Annotated in this window: 16 protein-coding genes; 14 read left to right on the top strand and 2 right to left on the bottom strand. The window is 71.0% G+C overall.

Going from position 1 to position 16,865, the window contains the following annotated elements; genetic code table 11:
* Window positions 1-12: 12 nt before the first annotated feature.
* The 4 genes from GJR97_RS06415 (at window position 13) to GJR97_RS06400 (ending at window position 4,489) form a co-directional block, all read left to right on the top strand.
* Window positions 13-981 (top strand): carbohydrate ABC transporter permease, encoded by a 969-nt coding sequence (locus tag GJR97_RS06415; RefSeq protein ID WP_154345691.1) that lies wholly within the window; start codon window positions 13-15, stop codon window positions 979-981.
* Window positions 978-1,973, top strand: a complete 996-nt coding sequence (locus GJR97_RS06410; protein ID WP_154345690.1) for a carbohydrate ABC transporter permease — start codon at window positions 978-980, stop codon at window positions 1,971-1,973. Before GJR97_RS06415 ends, GJR97_RS06410 begins: the two co-directional genes overlap by 4 nt.
* A gap of 157 nt (window positions 1,974-2,130) precedes the next feature.
* Window positions 2,131-2,403 carry a hypothetical protein gene (locus GJR97_RS06405; protein ID WP_154345689.1) on the top strand — a complete coding sequence of 91 codons (273 nt, stop codon included), beginning with the start codon at window positions 2,131-2,133 and terminating at the stop codon, window positions 2,401-2,403.
* A gap of 157 nt (window positions 2,404-2,560) precedes the next feature.
* Window positions 2,561-4,489 (top strand): ABC transporter ATP-binding protein, encoded by a 1,929-nt coding sequence (locus tag GJR97_RS06400; protein ID WP_407643579.1) that lies wholly within the window; start codon window positions 2,561-2,563, stop codon window positions 4,487-4,489.
* 27 nt (window positions 4,490-4,516) lie between these two features.
* Here the strand turns inward: GJR97_RS06400 and GJR97_RS06395 are convergent, their stop codons facing one another.
* Window positions 4,517-5,206: a DUF305 domain-containing protein gene (locus GJR97_RS06395; protein ID WP_324613225.1), complete on the bottom strand. Its 690-nt coding sequence runs from the start codon at window positions 5,204-5,206 to the stop codon at window positions 4,517-4,519.
* On the bottom strand, window positions 5,203-5,874 hold the full coding sequence (locus GJR97_RS06390) for a DUF3105 domain-containing protein (protein ID WP_324613224.1): 672 nt from the start codon (window positions 5,872-5,874) through the stop codon (window positions 5,203-5,205). The genes GJR97_RS06395 and GJR97_RS06390 overlap by 4 nt, the downstream gene beginning before the upstream one ends.
* Window positions 5,875-6,162: 288 nt before the next feature.
* On the opposite strand from GJR97_RS06390, the gene GJR97_RS06385 reads away from it, so the two are divergent.
* The 10 genes from GJR97_RS06385 to GJR97_RS06340 form a co-directional block, all read left to right on the top strand.
* A complete protein-coding gene (locus GJR97_RS06385) occupies window positions 6,163-7,602 on the top strand; it encodes a sugar porter family MFS transporter (RefSeq protein WP_229276049.1) in 1,440 nt (479 codons plus the stop codon).
* Between the two features lie 179 nt (window positions 7,603-7,781).
* Entirely contained in the window at window positions 7,782-9,149 is a 1,368-nt protein-coding gene (locus GJR97_RS06380) for a cystathionine beta-synthase (protein ID WP_154345687.1), read from the top strand.
* 12 nt (window positions 9,150-9,161) lie between these two features.
* Window positions 9,162-10,322, top strand: a complete 1,161-nt coding sequence (locus GJR97_RS06375; RefSeq protein ID WP_154345686.1) for a cystathionine gamma-synthase — start codon at window positions 9,162-9,164, stop codon at window positions 10,320-10,322.
* Window positions 10,323-10,434: 112 nt separating this feature from the next.
* Window positions 10,435-11,235 (top strand): slipin family protein, encoded by an 801-nt coding sequence (locus GJR97_RS06370; protein WP_154345685.1) that lies wholly within the window; start codon window positions 10,435-10,437, stop codon window positions 11,233-11,235.
* 83 nt (window positions 11,236-11,318) lie between these two features.
* Window positions 11,319-12,680: an APC family permease gene (locus GJR97_RS06365; RefSeq protein ID WP_324613223.1), complete on the top strand. Its 1,362-nt coding sequence runs from the start codon at window positions 11,319-11,321 to the stop codon at window positions 12,678-12,680.
* A gap of 115 nt (window positions 12,681-12,795) precedes the next feature.
* Window positions 12,796-13,626, top strand: a complete 831-nt coding sequence (locus tag GJR97_RS06360) for an aldo/keto reductase (RefSeq protein ID WP_229276040.1) — start codon at window positions 12,796-12,798, stop codon at window positions 13,624-13,626.
* Window positions 13,627-13,723: 97 nt separating this feature from the next.
* Window positions 13,724-15,172: an MFS transporter gene (locus GJR97_RS06355; protein WP_324613222.1), complete on the top strand. Its 1,449-nt coding sequence runs from the start codon at window positions 13,724-13,726 to the stop codon at window positions 15,170-15,172.
* Between the two features lie 132 nt (window positions 15,173-15,304).
* Entirely contained in the window at window positions 15,305-16,357 is a 1,053-nt protein-coding gene (locus GJR97_RS06350) for a LacI family DNA-binding transcriptional regulator (protein WP_154345681.1), read from the top strand.
* A 188-nt stretch (window positions 16,358-16,545) separates the two neighbouring features.
* On the top strand, window positions 16,546-16,707 hold the full coding sequence (locus GJR97_RS06345) for a hypothetical protein (RefSeq protein ID WP_154345680.1): 162 nt from the start codon (window positions 16,546-16,548) through the stop codon (window positions 16,705-16,707).
* Window positions 16,704-16,865: class II aldolase/adducin family protein (locus tag GJR97_RS06340; protein WP_324613237.1), on the top strand; the 162-nt coding region annotated here is incomplete at its 3' end. The genes GJR97_RS06345 and GJR97_RS06340, both read left to right, overlap by 4 nt.

The following is a 16,865-nucleotide window of genomic DNA, read 5'->3' as shown; positions in this document are numbered from 1 at the left end:
CCGGGAGGCATGATGACCACGGGCGACCTGCTCGGCAAGATCCTCCAGGTGGTGATGGGGCTCGCGATCTTCGCGGCGATCATCGGCCTCCTGATCTTCTTCATCGACAAGGCACCGAAACGGGGCCGTGACTACTGGCAGCTCGCGGGATTCCTCACCCCGGCGCTGCTCTTCCTCGCCGTGGGCCTCGTGTACCCGGCGATCCGCACCTCCATCCTCGCGTTCCAGGACTCCGGCGGCGCCTGGACCTTCGACAACTTCATCTGGACCTTCACGCAGCCTGCGGCGATCCGCACCCTGATCAACACGATCATCTGGGTGCTGCTCGTGCCGACGATCTCGACCGCGATCGGGCTCGCCTACGCGATCTTCATCGACAAGTCGCGCGGCGAGAAGTACTACAAGGTGATCCTGTTCATGCCGATCGCCATCTCGTTCGTCGGCGCCGGCATCATCTGGCGCTTCGTGTACGAGTACCGCTCCGGCGAGCGCGACCAGATCGGCCTGCTGAACGCGATGGTGGTGGCGTTCGGCGGCGAACCCGTGCAATGGCTGCAGACCGACCCGATCAACACGTTCCTGCTGATCGTCGTCATGATCTGGATCCAGACGGGCTTCGCGATGGTCCTCCTGAGCGCGGCGATCAAGGGCGTGCCGACCGAGCAGATCGAGGCGGCGCAGCTCGACGGCACGAACGCGTGGCAGCGCTTCATCAACGTGACGGTGCCGGGCATCCGAGGCGCGCTGGTCGTCGTGATCACCACGATCTCCATCGCCACGCTGAAGGTCTTCGACATCGTCCGCACCATGACCGCCGGAAACTTCAACACCAGCGTCATCGCGAACGAGATGTACACCCAGGCGTTCCGTGCGAGCGAGATCGGACGAGGCTCGGCACTGGCGCTGATCCTGTTCCTCCTCGTGTTGCCGATCGTCGTCTACAACGTCAACATCCTCCGGAAGCAGAGGGAGATCCGATGAGCAGCGTCGCACCCGCCGACCTCCCGGTCAGCAAGGACAAGGGCTCGATAGAAGCCGCCGAGGAGGCCGAGTACGGCCAGAAGCCGAAGACGGCGCGCGTGAAGCAGCGCCTGACCTCGCGCACGGCGACGATCGTCTCGCTGATCATCGCCATCCTCTGGACGATCCCCACGTTCGGCCTGTTCATCTCGTCGTTCCGGCCGGCGGAGCTGATCCGCACGACCGGGTGGTGGACCATCTTCCAGAACCCGGGCTTCACGTTCGACAACTACGCCGAGGTGCTGCTCTCGCCGTCGTCGTCGTCGCCCCAGCTCGGGGCCTACATCGTGAACTCGATCGCGATCACGCTGCTCGGCACGCTGATCCCGCTCGTGCTCGCGACCATGGCCGCGTACGCGTTCGCCTGGATCAAGTTCCGGGGCGCGAACGCGCTGTTCATCTTCGTGTTCGCCCTCCAGATCGTGCCGCTGCAGATGGCGCTCGTGCCGCTGCTCCAGATCTTCTCGACCTGGCTGCGGCCGATGCAGGCGTGGCTCCACGACGTCATCCCGATCATCCCGGAGCAGAACTACGCGCCGGTGTGGCTCGCGCACGCGATGTTCGCGATGCCGTTGGCGATCTTCCTGCTGCACAACTTCATCGCGGAGATCCCGGGCGACGTCATCGAGGCGGCACGCGTCGACGGCGCGACGCACGGGCAGATCTTCTTCCGGATCGTGCTGCCGCTGGCCACCCCGGCCATCGCGTCGTTCGCGATCTTCCAGTTCATCTGGGTGTGGAACGACCTGCTCGTCGCGTTGATCTTCTCCGGCGGCACACAGGACGTGGCGCCACTCACCCAGCGATTGGCGGAGTTGACCGGTACGAGAGGCCAGGCGTGGGAGCTCCTCACGGCAGGTGCCTTCATCTCGATCGTGATTCCGCTCATCGTGTTCTTCAGTCTCCAGAGGTACTTCGTCCGGGGCCTCCTGGCGGGCGCCACGAAGGGCTGATCGAACGGCGCGGATGCCGAGGCATCCGTCGCACGACGACGGGGCGGATGTTGCGGCATCCGCCCCGTCGCGCGGACGCGGGCACCTTGACGCAGGTGAGCAGGCCTCATATCGTGCGCACGTACGGTATCCGTCAAGGGGGAAGGGGAACCGGACGATGAAGAGGATCATGCTCGCAGGAGCTGCCGCCGTGGCACTCGCGATCGGAATGGCCTCACCGGCTGCGGCCGCACCGCCGGAGTGCAACTGGGGCGAGGCGACGAGCGACTTCGTCGCCGCCGAGGGCGGGCAGGCGCAGGGCGCCCACGCCGCCGACCCGAGCGGCGACGGCCGCGGTCCCGAGTCGAGGGTCGGCCTGCCGAACCTCGACCCGTCGGCCGAGGGCCAGGGCAAGCTCGTCGCGACCTGCCTGATCGTCACCGGCGGATAGCCGGCGGCGCGAACGATGCGGTGGGGGCTCCGGCTCCCGCCGCATCGTTCCGTCATCCCCGTCGTCCCCGTCGTCACGCCGTCGGCGAACGCGCGCCCTGCTCGCCGCGGCAGGCGGCCGACCCGGCGGCGGGCCAGCCTAGGCTCGATGCATGAGCATGCACGCGAGCTCCCCGGGCGGCCAGCCGGGGCGGATGGGCAAGCCCCGCACCCGCATCAGCGCGGCCGACGAGTCCGCGCAGCGCGCCGAGAACGCGGAGGCGCCGAAGATCCCGCACCTCATGCGGCGCATCGCCGAGCTGTTCGCCCCGCACAAGGGGGCGCTCACGGCCACGATCGTGCTGGTGCTCGTCAGCGCCGCGCTGAGCGTCATCCCGCCGCTGCTCACCGAGCGGGCCTTCGACGAGGGGCTGTTCCCGGTCGGCGCCGACGGGCAGGTGATGGGGCCGAACCTGCCGGTCCTCACCACGATCGTCGTGGCGATGCTCGCCGTGTTCATCGTGTCGTCGCTGCTCGGCGTGTGGCAGACCTGGCTCACGGCGACCGTCGGCAACCGGGTGATGGGTGCGCTCCGGGTGCGGATGTTCACGCACCTGCAGCGCATGGAGCTGAGCTTCTTCACGCGCACCAAGACGGGCGTCATCCAGTCGCGGCTGCAGAACGACGTCGGCGGGGTCGCATCCGTGCTCACGAACACGGTCTCGAGCGTCCTCGGCAACACCGTCACCGTGCTCGCCGCGTTCGTGGCCATGCTGCTGCTCAACTGGCAGCTGACGCTGATCGCGCTCGTGCTGCTGCCGGTCATGGTGATCGCGCAGCGCCGCGTCGGCCAGGTGCGCGCGCGCATCGCGGCGAAGACGCAGGAGTCCCTCTCGGAGATGACGGCGATCACGCAGGAGACCCTGTCGGTGTCCGGCATCCTCCTCTCGAAGAGCTTCACGCGGCAGCGCAGCGAGATCGCCCGCTACAGCGACGAGAACGACAACCAGATCGCCCTCCAGGTCCGCCAGCAGATGACCGGCCAGTGGTTCTTCGCCATGGTCGGCATCTTCATGTCGGCGATCCCGGCGATCGTGTACCTCGCCTCCGGCTGGCTCATCACGGGCGGCACGACCGACATCTCGGCCGGCACGATCGTCGCGTTCACCACGGTGCAGGCGCGACTGCTGTTCCCCCTGATGGCGCTCATGCGCGTCGCGCTCGACCTGCAGACCTCGGGCGCCCTGTTCGCGCGCATCTTCGAGTACCTCGACCTGCGACCCGCGATCATCGACTCGCCCGACGCGCACCCGGTGCCGGCGGGGGCGGATGCCGCGGGACGCTCGCTCCTCGGCCGCGTCGAGTTCGACCACGTGTCGTTCCGGTACCCCGACGCCGACCACGATGGCCGCCCGACGCTCGACGACGTGTCGTTCGCCATCGAGCCCGGGCAGTACGCGGCGTTCGTCGGGCCGAGCGGTGCGGGCAAGACCACGGTGTCGTACCTCGTGCCGCGGCTCTACGAGGCGACCGGCGGTGCCGTGCGCTTCGCGGGCGTCGACGTGCGCGACCTCGAGCACGAGTCGCTCGTGTCGAACATCGGCATCGTGAGCCAGGAGACCTACCTCTTCCACGCCTCGATCGCCGAGAACCTGCGGTACGCCAGGCCCGACGCGACCGACGAGGAGCTCGAGGCCGCGGCGCGCGCCGCGAACATCCACGAGACCATCGCGTCGTTCCCCGACGGCTACGACACGGTCGTGGGCGAGCGCGGCTACCGCCTCTCCGGCGGCGAGAAGCAGCGCATCGCGATCGCGCGCGTGCTGCTGAAGGACCCGGCGGTGCTCGTGCTCGACGAGGCGACGAGCGCGCTCGACACGATCAGCGAGCGCGTGGTGCAGGCCGCGCTCGACGACGCCTCGCGAGGGCGCACCACGATCGCGATCGCGCACCGGCTCTCGACGGTCGTGTCGGCCGACGTGATCTTCGTGGTCGTCGCCGGCCGCATCGCCGAGCGCGGGACGCACGCCGAGCTGATCGCGCAGGGCGGCGTGTACGCCTCGCTCTACCGACAGCAGGCCGAGCAGCCCGAGGTGCCCACCGCCTGACCGGCTCCGGAGCCGTGCTGACCCGCGTCAGGAGCGCTCGGCGAGCATGTCCTCCATGAGCGCGATCTCGGCCTGCTGGCTCAGGATGATCGACTCGGCCAGCGAGACGACGACGGGGTAGGTCGAACGCTCCAGGACGGCCTCGGCCATCACGACCGCGCCCTCGTGGTGGGCGATCATGAGCTCGAGGAACCTCCGCTCGGCCCCGACGCCGTCGAGCTCGCGGAGCTCGGCGACCTGCTCCGGCGTCGCCAGCCCGGGCATGGGCTCGCCCGGCACGTGCGCGGCCTCGCCCGACCCGTCGGCGGCGTCGTGCCCATCGTGCGCGCTCCCGTCGGCGGCGGGCCGGGTCATCCACGTCATCGACGGCTCGGAGCCCGCCTGCGGCAGGCCCCACTCGGCGAGCCAGCCGTACATCTGCCCGGACTGCTGCGCCTGCGCGGTCGCGATGTCGTAGCCGAGCAGCCGCACGTCGGGGTCGTCGGTGGCGTCGCGCACGATCATCGCGAGCTCGACGCCCTGCTGGTGGTGCACCTGCATGTCGCGGGCGAAGCCCGCCTCGGCGCTCGTGGTCGTCGGGGTCTCCTCGCCGAGCGTCGAGAGCCGCCCGATCGCGAAGGCCGCGCCGGCGACGGCGATGAGGGCCACGGATGCCGCGAGCACGACCGCCCAGCGGCCGACGCCGGAGCGCGGCCGCTCGTCGGGCTCCGCGCTCACGCGACCTTGCCCGGGCCGTCGATGGCGCCGGTGCAGGCCGCGCCGGGCTCCGGGACGTTCTGGCTCTGCCAGTACTCCTCGAGGTACTGCTCGATGCGCGGGTCGTCGACGCCGTCGACCTGGAGCTGGGAGTTCCAGCCGCTCAGCACGACCGGCGACGGCAGGCCCTCGAACGGGGAGAGGATGACGTAGGTGCTCGGGAGCTTCGACCGCAGCGTCGAGACGTCGTCGTCGGAGAGGGCCTCGGCGTCGTAGGTGACCCAGATCGCGCCGTGCTCGAGCGAGTGCACGGCGTTCTCGCTGGGCACGGGCTCCTCGTAGACACCGCAGTTCAGCCACGCCGGGTTGTGCTGGCCGCCCGCCGGCGGCGTCTGCGCGTAGTCGACGACGCCCTGCACGTGCTCGGAGGCGTTCTCGAACGTCTGGACGCCCTCGATCTCGGTGCCGTCGCCGCCCGCCGTGTAGTTCGCCGCACGCGGGGTGAGCACCACCGACGTGACGATGAGCGCGATGATCGCGACGCCGACGCCGACCGAGCTCCAGATCGCGATGAGGCGGTTCCGCTTCATCTTCGCTTCGCGCTTGCGGTACGCCTCGAGCTTGCGCTCGCGTTCGGCGGCGCGCTGCTGCTTGACGGTGGGCTTCTTTCCGGGCTGGGTCGCGCTCACGCGGGGGCCTTCCTCGTGCGGGGGGTTGGAACGGCGGGGATCCGTGGACCTCCATACGAACGTATCGGGCTGGGAGAATGCCGTCACCTGTGCGTCGTCGCCGACGCGAACGGCCACGGGACTAGCATGCGAACGAGCCGGCGCGGGGCGACTGCGTGCGGACCGATCGACCGGTCCGGGTCGGAGGTCGGCGGGGGAGGTCGGCCCGTGAGCGAGGACATCGAGGGTCCGGCGGTCGATGCCGCCGACGGGCCGCCCGACGAGGCCGACGCGGGTCGCGGGAGCGGCCTGAACCGGCGGGTCGTCGCGCTCGCCGTCGCGGGCGCAGTGGGCGGCTTCCTGTTCGGCTTCGACTCGTCGGTCGTGAACGGCGCGGTCGATGCGATCGAGCAGGAGTTCGACCTCTCGGCAGGACTCACGGGCCTCGCGATCGCGAGCGCGCTGCTCGGCTGCGCGCTCGGCGCAGAGCTCGCCGGCCGGCTCGCGGACCGGTTCGGCCGCATCCCGGTGATGATCCTCGGAGCGAGCCTGTTCCTCATCTCGGCGATCGGCTCCGGCCTCGCGCTCGGCGTCTGGGACCTCATCGTCTGGCGCGTCATCGGCGGCGTCGGCATCGGCATCGCGTCGGTCGTCTCGCCGGCCTACATCGCCGAGATCTCCCCGCGACGCGCGCGCGGGCGGCTGGCGTCGCTGCAGCAGCTCGCGATCGTGTTCGGCATCTTCACCGCCCTGCTCTCCGACGCGATCTTCGCGTGGGCGGCCGGCGGCGCCGCCGAGCCCTTCTGGCTTGGCCTCGACGCCTGGCGCTGGATGTTCCTCGCGGGCATCGTACCGAGCGTCGCGTACGGCCTCATCGCGTTCTCCCTTCCCGAATCGCCGCGCTTCCTGATGCGCGTCGGGAAGGAGGACGAGGCGCGGGTCGTGCTCCAGCGCATCCAGCCCGGCGAGGTGGAACGCGCGGTCCGCGACATCCGGAACACCATGAAGGCGGACGACGAGGCCAAGCAGGCGAAGGGCGCGTTGCGCGGGCCGGTGTTCGGCCTCCGAGGCATCGTCTGGATCGGCATCCTGCTGTCGGTGTTCCAGCAGTTCGTCGGCATCAACGTGATCTTCTACTACTCGACGACGCTCTGGAGCGCGGTCGGCTTCGACGAGTCGAACGCCTTCGCGATCAGCGTGTTCACGTCGATCACGAACATCCTGGTGACCTTCGTCGCGATCGCGCTCGTCGACCGGGTCGGCCGTCGTCCGCTGATGCTCGTCGGGTCGGCCGGCATGGCGATCTCGCTCGCCACCATGGCGCTGGCGTTCGGCAACGCCATCGGCTCGGGTGAGGACATCAGCCTCCCGGGCGCCTGGGGTCCGATCGCGCTCGTGGCGGCGAACCTCTTCGTCGTGTTCTTCGGCTTCTCGTGGGGCCCGCTCGTGTGGGTGCTGCTCGGGGAGATCTTCCCGAACCGCATCCGCGCCCGGGCGCTCGGCCTCGCCGCGGCGGCCCAGTGGATCGCGAACTTCGTCGTGACGGTCACGTTCCCGCTGCTCGCCAACGTGTCGCTGCTGCTGACCTACGGCATGTACGCGAGCTTCGCCGCGCTCTCCTTCTTCTTCGTGCTCGTGAAGATCCCCGAGACGAACGGGATGTCGCTCGAGGAGTCGGACACGCTGCTGCCGCCGAGGGGCTCCGCGCGGCGGCGCGCGGGGACGGGCGCGGACACGACGGGCGGTTGAGCCGGTGCGAGCGGGGTGGGCGCCGAGGGGCTGCCACGAGGCATCCGTCATTCGCTAGGCTGGCCGCGTGAGCCTCTCGTGCCGGTGTTGTCGTCGCTGAACGCGCGACCCCTTCCCTCGCGTCGGGCGCCGAACGGGCGCCCCTCGACGCACACGACACCAAGGAACGAATCAGCGGAATGAAGTACGCAGCCCACATCACCGACCTCGTCGGCAACACGCCGCTCGTCAAGCTCAACCACGTCACCGAGGGCGTGACGGATGCCACGGTGCTGGTCAAGCTCGAGTACCTGAACCCGGGCGGCTCCTCCAAGGACCGCATCGCGCGCAACATCATCGATGCGGCCGAGCGCGAGGGCAGGCTGAAGCCCGGCGGCACGATCGTGGAGCCCACGTCGGGCAACACGGGCGTCGGCCTCGCGCTCGTCGCCCAGGAGCGCGGCTACCGGTGCGTGTTCGTGTGCCCCGACAAGGTCTCCGAGGACAAGCGGAACGTGCTGAAGGCGTACGGCGCCGAGGTCGTCGTGACGCCGACCGCGGTCGCGCCCGACAGCCCGGAGTCGTACTACGGCGTCTCCGACCGGCTCGCGCGCGAGATCCCGGGTGCGTTCAAGCCCGACCAGTACTCCAACCCGAACGGGCCGCTCTCGCACTACGAGACGACCGGCCCCGAGATCTGGCGCGACACCGACGGGAAGGTCACGCACTTCGTGGCGGGCGTCGGCACGGGCGGCACGATCACCGGGACCGGCCGCTACCTCCGGGAGGTGTCCGATGACACGGTCCGGATCATCGGCGCCGACCCCGAGGGCTCGGTGTACTCGGGCGGGACGGGGCGGCCCTACTTCGTCGAGGGCGTCGGCGAGGACTTTTGGCCGGCAGCGTACGACCCGAGCGTGCCGCACGAGATCATCGCCGTGACCGACGCCGAGTCGATCGAGATGACGCGGCGCCTCGCGCGCGAGGAGGGGATCCTCGTAGGCGGGTCGAGCGGCATGGCCGTCGTCGCGGCGCTGAAGGCCGCGGCATCCGCCGGTCCCGACGACGTCTTCGTGGTGCTGCTGCCCGATTCCGGGCGCGGCTACCTCGGCAAGATCTTCAACGACAAGTGGCTGCGCGCCTACGGCTTCGGCAACGCGCCGGCGGGCCACACGATCCGCGACATCCTCGCGGCGAAGGCCGACCGCACCGCGCCGTTCGTCTACGTGCACCCGAACGACACCGTGCGCGAGGCGATCGACCGCATGACCGAGGCCGGCGTCTCGCAGCTGGTCGTGCTCTCGGCCGAGCCGCCCGTCGTGCTCGGCGAGGTCGTCGGCGCGCTGCACGAGGACGAGCTGCTGGACCAGGTGTTCTCGGGCCGCGCGAAGCTCACCGACGAGGTGTCGGCGGTGGTGGGCGATCCGCTGCCGCTCATCGGCGTCAACGAGCCCGTCGCGACCGCGCGCCAGGCGTTCGGCGAGGCGCCGGCGATGCTCGTGACCGACGGCGGCAAGGCGCTCGGCGTGATCACGCGCACCGACCTGCTGACCTACCTCTCCTCCTGAAAGGCCGGAACGATGCACCACGACGCAGGCTTCGACACGCGGGCGATCCACGCGGGCCAGGAGTTCGATCCCACGACCGGGGCCGTGATCCCGCCGGTCCACGTGACCTCGACGTACGCGCAGGACGGCATCGGGGGCCTCCGGGGCGGGTACGAGTACTCGCGCGGCGGCAACCCGACCCGCACCGCGCTCGAGACCCAGCTCGCGGCGATCGAGGGCGGCATCCGCGGCCTGTCGTTCGCGTCGGGCCTCGCGGCGGAGGACGCGCTGCTCCGCACCGTGCTGCAGCCCGGCGACCACGTCGTCATCGGCAACGACGTGTACGGCGGCACGCACCGGCTCGTCCGGCGCATCTTCGGCGACTGGGGCGTGCGCCACTCGACGGTCGACACCAGCGACCTCGACGCCGTGCGCGCCGCGATCGAGCTCGGCACCACGAAGGTGCTCTGGGTCGAGACGCCGTCGAACCCGCTCATGAAGATCTCCGACATCGCAGCGCTCGCCGAGCTCGGCGACGAGGCGGGCCTGACGGTCGTCGTCGACAACACGTTCGCGAGCCCCGCGCTCCAGCAGCCGGTGTCGCTCGGCGCGCACGTGATCATCCACTCGACCACGAAGTACCTGGGCGGCCACTCCGACGTGGTCGGCGGCGCGCTCGTGTTCGCGCCCGGCCAGGAGGAGCTCGCCGAGCGGGTCGGCTTCACGCAGTTCGCCGCGGGCGCGGTCTCGGGTCCGTTCGACGCGTTCCTGACGACGCGCGGCATCAAGACCCTGGGCGTGCGGATGCAGCGGCACAGCCAGAACGCGCTCGCGATCGCCCGCCGGCTCGACGAGCATCCGGCCGTCGACCGCGTGCTCTACCCGGGCCTCGAGTCGCACCCCGGCCACGCGCTCGCCGCCCGCCAGATGTCGGGCTTCGGCGGCATGGTGTCGATCGACCTCGCGGGCGGCGCCGCGGCCGCGCGCCGGTTCGCGGAGTCGACCGAGCTCTTCACGCTGGCCGAGTCGCTCGGCGGCGTCGAGTCGCTCGTGAACTACCCGTCGGAGATGACGCACGCGTCGGTCAAGGGCACCGAGGCCGAGGTGCCGGAGTCGATCGTGCGCCTCTCGGTCGGCATCGAGGACGTCGACGACCTGCTGGCCGACATCGACGGGGCGCTCGGGCGCGTGTAGCGCCCCGACGGACCGGGCGCCTGCCCGTGATCCCGCCGCGACGGTCGGCAGCGGTGGGACAATGGAACCGTGGGCGCCCGGCGTCCGGTCGGCGCCCCGGGAGGTGGTCCCGATGACGGGCCTCATCATCACCTTGGTGATCGTCGGCGTGGTCGCCCTCGTGCTGCTCTTCATGGCGATCCGCATCGTGAAGCAGTACGAGCGCGGCGTGGTGCTCCGCTTCGGCCGCCTGCACAGCGTCCGCGATCCGGGCCTGCGGTTCATCATCCCGATCGTCGACGTGATGATCAAGGTGTCGCTCCGCATCGTGACGCTGCCCATCCAGTCGCAGGGCATCATCACGCGGGACAACGTCAGCGTCGGCGTCTCGGCGGTGGCGTACTTCCGGATCGTCGACCCCGTGAAGTCGGTGATCGCGATCGAGAACGTGCATGCCGCGATCGACCAGATCGCGCAGACGACGCTGCGGAAGGTCGTCGGCCAGCACCACCTCGACGAGACGCTCGCCGAGACGGCGAAGCTCAACGCCGACATCCGCGAGATCCTCGAGGAGCTCACGGCCGAGTGGGGCGCGGAGGTCACGCTCGTCGAGCTCAAGGACATCCTGCTGCCCGACTCCATGAAGCGCGCGATGGCGAAGCAGGCGGAGGCCGAGCGCGTGAAGCGCGCGAAGATCATCGCCGCCGAGGGCGAGGCGCTCGCGGCGACGAAGCTCGGCGAGGCCTCGGACACGATGATGCGGCATCCGCTCGCCGTGCAGCTGCGCACGCTGCAGACGCTCGTCGACATCGGCGTGGACAAGAACACGCTCGTGGTCGTGCCCGCGCCGTTGATGAACTCGATCGGCGAGCTCACGGACTTCATCGATCGGGAGTCGGCGGCGGCGGCGCGCGAGCGCGGCGTGGTGCGCTGACATCCGAGACGCTGGCAGGATTTCATCGAACGATGTCATGCCTGCCAGCGCGGAGCGCCGGCGGCATCCGGCACGATGATCTGGTGAGCACGAGAACCCTGGATGTCGCGCCCCCGGTCGGCGTCGCAGCAGCGCATCGCGGCCGGCTGGGCCTCGTCCAGGGCACGGCCCTCTACGTCGCGAGCGTGCTCGGCACCGGCATCCTCGTCCTCCCGGGGCTCGCCGCGCAGGTCGCCGGCCCCGCGTCGATCCTCGCCGTCGCGGCCGTGCTCGTGCTGTCGATCCCGCTCGCCGGCACCTTCGCCGCGCTGGCCTCGCGATTCCCCGACCCGGGCGGGGTCGCCAGCTACGTCCGGCGCGTGCTCGGCCCCACCGCGGCGCGCATGACCGGGTACTGGTTCTTCTTCGGGGTCTGCGTCGGCGCACCCGTCGTCGCGATCCTCGGCGGCGAGTACGTCGTCGCCGTGCTCGGCGTCGACCGCTCCGCCGTGCCGATCATCGGATTCGCGGTCTTCCTGCCGCCGCTCATCGCGAACTGGTTCGGGGTGCGCGTCGCCGGCTGGGTGCAGTTCGTGCTCACGGGCCTGCTGCTCGCGGTCGTCGTGGGCGTCGTCGCCGTCACCTTCCCGGCGGCGGACGCCGCGAACTTCACCCCGTTCCTCCCGAACGGATGGGGCGGGGTCGGCGTCGCCATCAGCCTCTTCGTCTGGGCGTTCGCCGGATGGGAGGTCGGCACGCACATCGCCGGCGAGTTCCGCGACCCGCGCCGCATCATCCCCATCGCGACCGGCATCGCCATCGCCGTGGTCGGCGTCGGCTACCTCGCGCTGCAGTTCGCGACCGTCGCCGTACTCGGCGACCGGGCGGGAGCGAGCCAGGTCCCGCTCCTCGACCTCGTCGAGACGACGGCGCCGGGCATCGGGTCGGTCCTCGTCGCGATCGTCGCCGCGATCGTCACCGTCGGCGTCCTGAACGCCTACCTCCCCGCGTTCGGCAAGCTCGGCGCGGCGCTCGGCCGCGACGGCGACCTGCCCCGCTACTTCGCGAAGGGCGCCGAGGACGGCGCCGTGCCACGCAGGGCGCTCGCCCTGACCGGGGCGCTCATCGTCGTCTACTTCGTCCTGATGCTCTGGAACGAACTCGACCTGACGGGCTTCATCCTCATCCACACGAGCAACATGGTCGCGATCTACGCCGCAGGCATGCTCGCCGCGACGCTCATCCTCCGACGGTTCTCGCTCGGCTGGTGGCTCGCGATCGTCGCGACGGTGCTCACGGCGGGCCTGCTCCTGCTCGCGTGGCAGAACCTGGTCATGCCGATCGTGCTGGCCGCGGCATCCGTCGTCGTCACGATCGTGCGCCGGGTGCGGGCGCGGCGCGCGCCCCGCGTCGAGGTGGATGCCGCAGCACCCGTCGTCACGGCCGAGGCCGACCTCGTGCCGTGAGCCGGCGCCTCGAGGCGGTCGCCGGCTGACCGGCGGCTCCGGTTCGCCTGCGAATCGGAGCGGATGCCGCAGTTCGGCTGGCATGTGCGGCCCGTCCCGGGGGAGGATGGTCCGCATGACTGCCCACGCGTACGCGCTCGCCGACGGCAACACGATCCCCGCGATCGGGCTCGGAACGTACGGGTTGAACGACCAGTCGGGCGTCGACGCGATCGCCTCGGCGATCCACGACGGCTACCGGCTCATCGACACGGCGTACAACTACGGCAACGAGGAGGTCGTCGCCGAGGCGATCCGCCGCGCGGACGTCGATCGCAGCGACCTGTTCGTGACGACCAAGCTGCCCGGACGCCATCACGGCGTCGACGAGACCCTCGCGAGCTTCGAGCAGTCGCGCAAGCGCCTCGACCTCGACTGGGTCGACCTCTACCTGATCCACTGGCCGAACCCGAAGCGCGACCGGTACGTCGACAGTTGGCGCTCGATGATCAAGCTCAAGGAGCGCGGCGTCGTCCGCTCGATCGGCGTCTCGAACTTCACGCCGGCGATGCTCGACCGCCTCTCCGCCGAGACCGGGCTGATGCCCGTCGTGAACCAGGTCGAGCTGCACCCCTACTTCCCGCAGGCCGAACTTCGCGCCTACCACGCCGAGCACGCCATCCGCACCGAGAGCTGGAGCCCGCTCGCGAAGCGCACCGAGCTGCTCGCCGAGCCCGTCATCGTCGAGATCGCCGAGCGGCACGGGTCGACGCCCGCCCAGGTCGTCCTCGCCTGGCACCTCGCACTCGGCGCCGTGCCGATCCCGAAGTCCGCGGATGCCGAGCGGCGGCGCGAGAACCTCGACGTGTTCGACCTGGAGCTCGAGGCCGGCGAGGTCGAGGCGATCTCCGGGCTCGAACGCGGGCGCATCTGGGGCGCCGACCCCGACACGCACGAGGAGATGTAGGCCGCGATCGGCCCTGCCCGCACGCTGGCGGCTTCGCGCCGATCGACGACCGGTTCGAGCGCAGCGGATGCCGGTGGGCGGACGTAGGCTCGATCAGGTGACCGACCGCTCCACCCCCGTTCCATCCGACGACGCCGTCCCCGCCGGGGGCGTGTTCGCGAAGTCGTGGCGGTGGCTCTCGCTCGGCATGTTCGCGCTCATCTTCCTGGCCGCGTTCGAGGTGCTCGCGGTGACCACGGCGATGCCGATCATCGCGGCCGACCTCGACGGCGAGGGCCTGTACGCGCTGGCCTTCTCGGTGCCGCTCGCGGCCGGGGTCGTCGGCATGGTCGTGGCGGGCAACTGGAGCGACCGTTCGGGTCCGCTGCCGCCGCTCCTCGCGGCCGGAGGGTTGTTCGTCGTGGGCCTCGTCATCGCGGGGCTCGCGCCCACCATGCCGGTGCTCGTGCTCGGGCGGCTCGTCCACGGCATCGGGGGCGCGGCGGTGATCGTCCCGCTCTACGTGATCGTGGCGCGCGTCTACCCCGAATCGGTGCGGGCGCGCGTCTTCGCGGGCTTCGCTGCGGCGTGGGTCATCCCCTCGATCGTGGGGCCGACCGTCGCCGGGTACGTCGCCGAGCACCTCGACTGGCGCTGGGTGTTCCTGGGCGTGATCGCGCTCGTGCTGCCCGCCGCGCTCATGATGCTCGCGCCCCTGCTGCGGGTGCTCGACCGCGTGCAGGGCGACCCGAACGTGCCGTGGAGCGGCCGCCGGGTCGGCTGGTCGGTGCTCGCCGCGGCCGCCGCGCTGGGGATCAGCCTCGCGGCCGAGTTCGACGAGCCCTGGCGGTGGATGGTCGCGGTCCTGTCGATCGCGGGCGCCGTGGTCGCCGTGCGCCCGCTCCTCCCCGCCGGCACGCTCCGCGCGGTGCGTGGGATCCCCGCGACCGTGCTCATGCGGGCGATCGTCGCGGGCGCGTTCTTCGGCGCGGAGATCTACCTGCCGAAGATGCTCATCGAGCGCTACGACCTGCCCGCCGGCCTCGCCGGCGCCGTGCTCACGGGCGCCGGCCTGTCGTGGGCGGCGGCGTCATGGCTGCAGGGGCGGCTGGATCCACGGCTGTCCAACACCGAGGTCGTGCGCATCGGTGCGGTGACGCTCGCGATCGCCCTCGCCGGCGTGCTCGCGATCGCGCTCTTCGCATGGCCGCCGGTGGCGGTGTTCGTCGCGTGGACGATCGCGGGCGCGGCGATGGGCTTCATGTACCCGCGCTTCTCCGTGGCCGTGCTCGAGCAGTCGCCGCAGCCCGTGCAGGGCTTCAACAGTGCGGCGCTGACCATCGGCGAGTCGCTCGGCGGCGCTGCGGCGCTCGCGGTCACCGCGCTCGTGGCGAGCGTGGCATCCGCCGGTGCGTTCGCCCCCGAGTTCGCCGTGACGGCCGCGATCGCCGTGGTCGGCGTGCTGCTCGCGACGCGCGTTCGCCCGCCCGAGGGGTGGCGACGGGGCGGCGCGGGAGCCGAGTCGCCGGCCGGCGAGTCGGCGTCGGCGCCTGCGCCGGGGGAGTAGGGGCGCCGAACGGCATACGCCTCGTGGCGAGCGCCGACGCGGGAGCAGAGTTCATGTGACGGTCACATTGTGACGGTCACATTCCCCGCGGGGATGTGCATAATGGTCACGCCGGCATGTGTGACCGTGAACATGCCGAGATCGATCGAGGTCACCGTGCCAGAGCCGTCGCAGGAGCCGCCGAAGGGGCGCGCCCCGAGCATCCGGGATGTCGCGCGCGTCGCCGGCGTCTCGCACCAGACGGTGTCGCGCGTGCTCAACCACCACCCGAGCATCCGTCCGGAGACCAAGCAGCGGGTGCTCGACGTCATGGCCGAGCTGCAGTACACGCCGAACCGCGCCGCGCGGGCCCTCGTCACGAGTCGGTCCCGGACCCTCGGCATCCTCTCGGCGTCGAGCACGCACTACGGTCCGGCCTCCAGCATCGCCGCGATCGAGTCCGCGGCCCGCGCCGCCGGCTACTGGGTGAGCACCGCGAACATCGAGTCCTCCGACGCGGTGTCGATCGCCGACGGGCTGGCCCACCTGCGCGCCCAGGGCATCGAGGGGCTCGTCGTGATCGCCCCGCAGATGCGCGTCTTCGACACCCTCGCGCAGCTGTCGATCGACGTGCCGTACGTGACGCTCCAGTCGACGGGGCGCGACCCGGAGCACACGCTCTCGGTCGACCAGATCGCGGGCGCGCGCCTCGCCACGCGGCACCTGATCGAGCGCGGGCACCGGTCGATCTACCACCTCGCGGGTCCGCAGGACTGGATCGAGGCCGAGGCGCGCATGCGCGGGTTCCTCGACGAGATGGGCTCGCAGGACGTGCCGACGACGGCGCCGATCCTCGGCGACTGGACGGCCGACTTCGGCTTCTACGCCGGGCGGGAGCTGCTCACGGTGCGGGACTTCACGGCGATCTTCGCCTCGAACGACCAGATGGCGCTCGGGGTCATGCACGCCGTGCGCGATGCGGGGCTCGAGGTCCCGCGCGACGTGTCGATCGTCGGGTTCGACGACATCCCGGAGGCCGCGCACTTCTGGCCGCCGCTCACGACCGTGCGGCAGGACTTCGCCGAGCTCGGCAGGCGCTGCGTCGCGCTGCTGCTCGGCGACCTCGACGACGCCGCGCCCGAGTACCGCGGCACGATCGTGCCCGAGCTCATCGTGCGGGACTCGGTGGGCGCGCCCGCATTCTGAGTCCGTCGCGGAGCGCGCCGGCGTCCGCGACCGGCGTTACCGTTCCGTGATGTTCCGCAGTTGACAGATCCGCGAAACGTATGGCTAACATGAGTCTCGCGATGTGAACGGTCACATGGAGCGTCACATCGCAGGACGTTCCACCCTCGCCCCTCGGGGCGGCGCAGCACACGACGAAGGAGTCCCGCGTGATCGACACGACCGCCCCCGGCCGGCCCACCAGCCCGGCCAGCCCCCGGCGCGGCGCAGGATCGACCGGGACCCGGGCGGGGATCGACGCCACCGGAACGCGCGCCGCGCGCCACGCGGCATCCGTCATCGCCCCGGCCGCATCGGCGGTCGCCGCATGACGACGTTCGGACCGCAGATCGAGGTCGCCATCGCCCGCACGCGTGCGGACGTCGCCCGGCTGCACGGCGAGCTGACCCGGTACGGGCTCGTCGTCTGGACCGGTGGGAACGTGTCGGGCCGGGTGCCGGGTGCGGACCTGTTCGTGATCAAGCCGTCG

Source organism: Agromyces kandeliae (assembly GCF_009674665.1).
GTDB classification, from domain to species: domain Bacteria; phylum Actinomycetota; class Actinomycetes; order Actinomycetales; family Microbacteriaceae; genus Agromyces; species Agromyces kandeliae.
Note: the sequence above shows the minus strand (reverse complement) of the source record. Positions and strands in the feature narration are given on the sequence as shown.

What these genes read in the sequence shown, in the direction of transcription:
- GJR97_RS06415 (WP_154345691.1), top strand. Translation starts at nt 13, where the DNA reads ATGACCACGGGCGACCTGCTCGGCAAGATCCTCCAGGTGGTGATGGGG.
- GJR97_RS06410 (WP_154345690.1), top strand. Translation starts at nt 978, where the DNA reads ATGAGCAGCGTCGCACCCGCCGACCTCCCGGTCAGCAAGGACAAGGGC.
- GJR97_RS06405 (WP_154345689.1), top strand. Translation starts at nt 2,131, where the DNA reads ATGAAGAGGATCATGCTCGCAGGAGCTGCCGCCGTGGCACTCGCGATC.
- GJR97_RS06400 (WP_407643579.1), top strand. Translation starts at nt 2,561, where the DNA reads ATGCACGCGAGCTCCCCGGGCGGCCAGCCGGGGCGGATGGGCAAGCCC.
- GJR97_RS06380 (WP_154345687.1), top strand. Translation starts at nt 7,782, where the DNA reads ATGAAGTACGCAGCCCACATCACCGACCTCGTCGGCAACACGCCGCTC.
- GJR97_RS06375 (WP_154345686.1), top strand. Translation starts at nt 9,162, where the DNA reads ATGCACCACGACGCAGGCTTCGACACGCGGGCGATCCACGCGGGCCAG.
- GJR97_RS06370 (WP_154345685.1), top strand. Translation starts at nt 10,435, where the DNA reads ATGACGGGCCTCATCATCACCTTGGTGATCGTCGGCGTGGTCGCCCTC.
- GJR97_RS06360 (WP_229276040.1), top strand. Translation starts at nt 12,796, where the DNA reads ATGACTGCCCACGCGTACGCGCTCGCCGACGGCAACACGATCCCCGCG.
- GJR97_RS06350 (WP_154345681.1), top strand. Translation starts at nt 15,305, where the DNA reads ATGCCGAGATCGATCGAGGTCACCGTGCCAGAGCCGTCGCAGGAGCCG.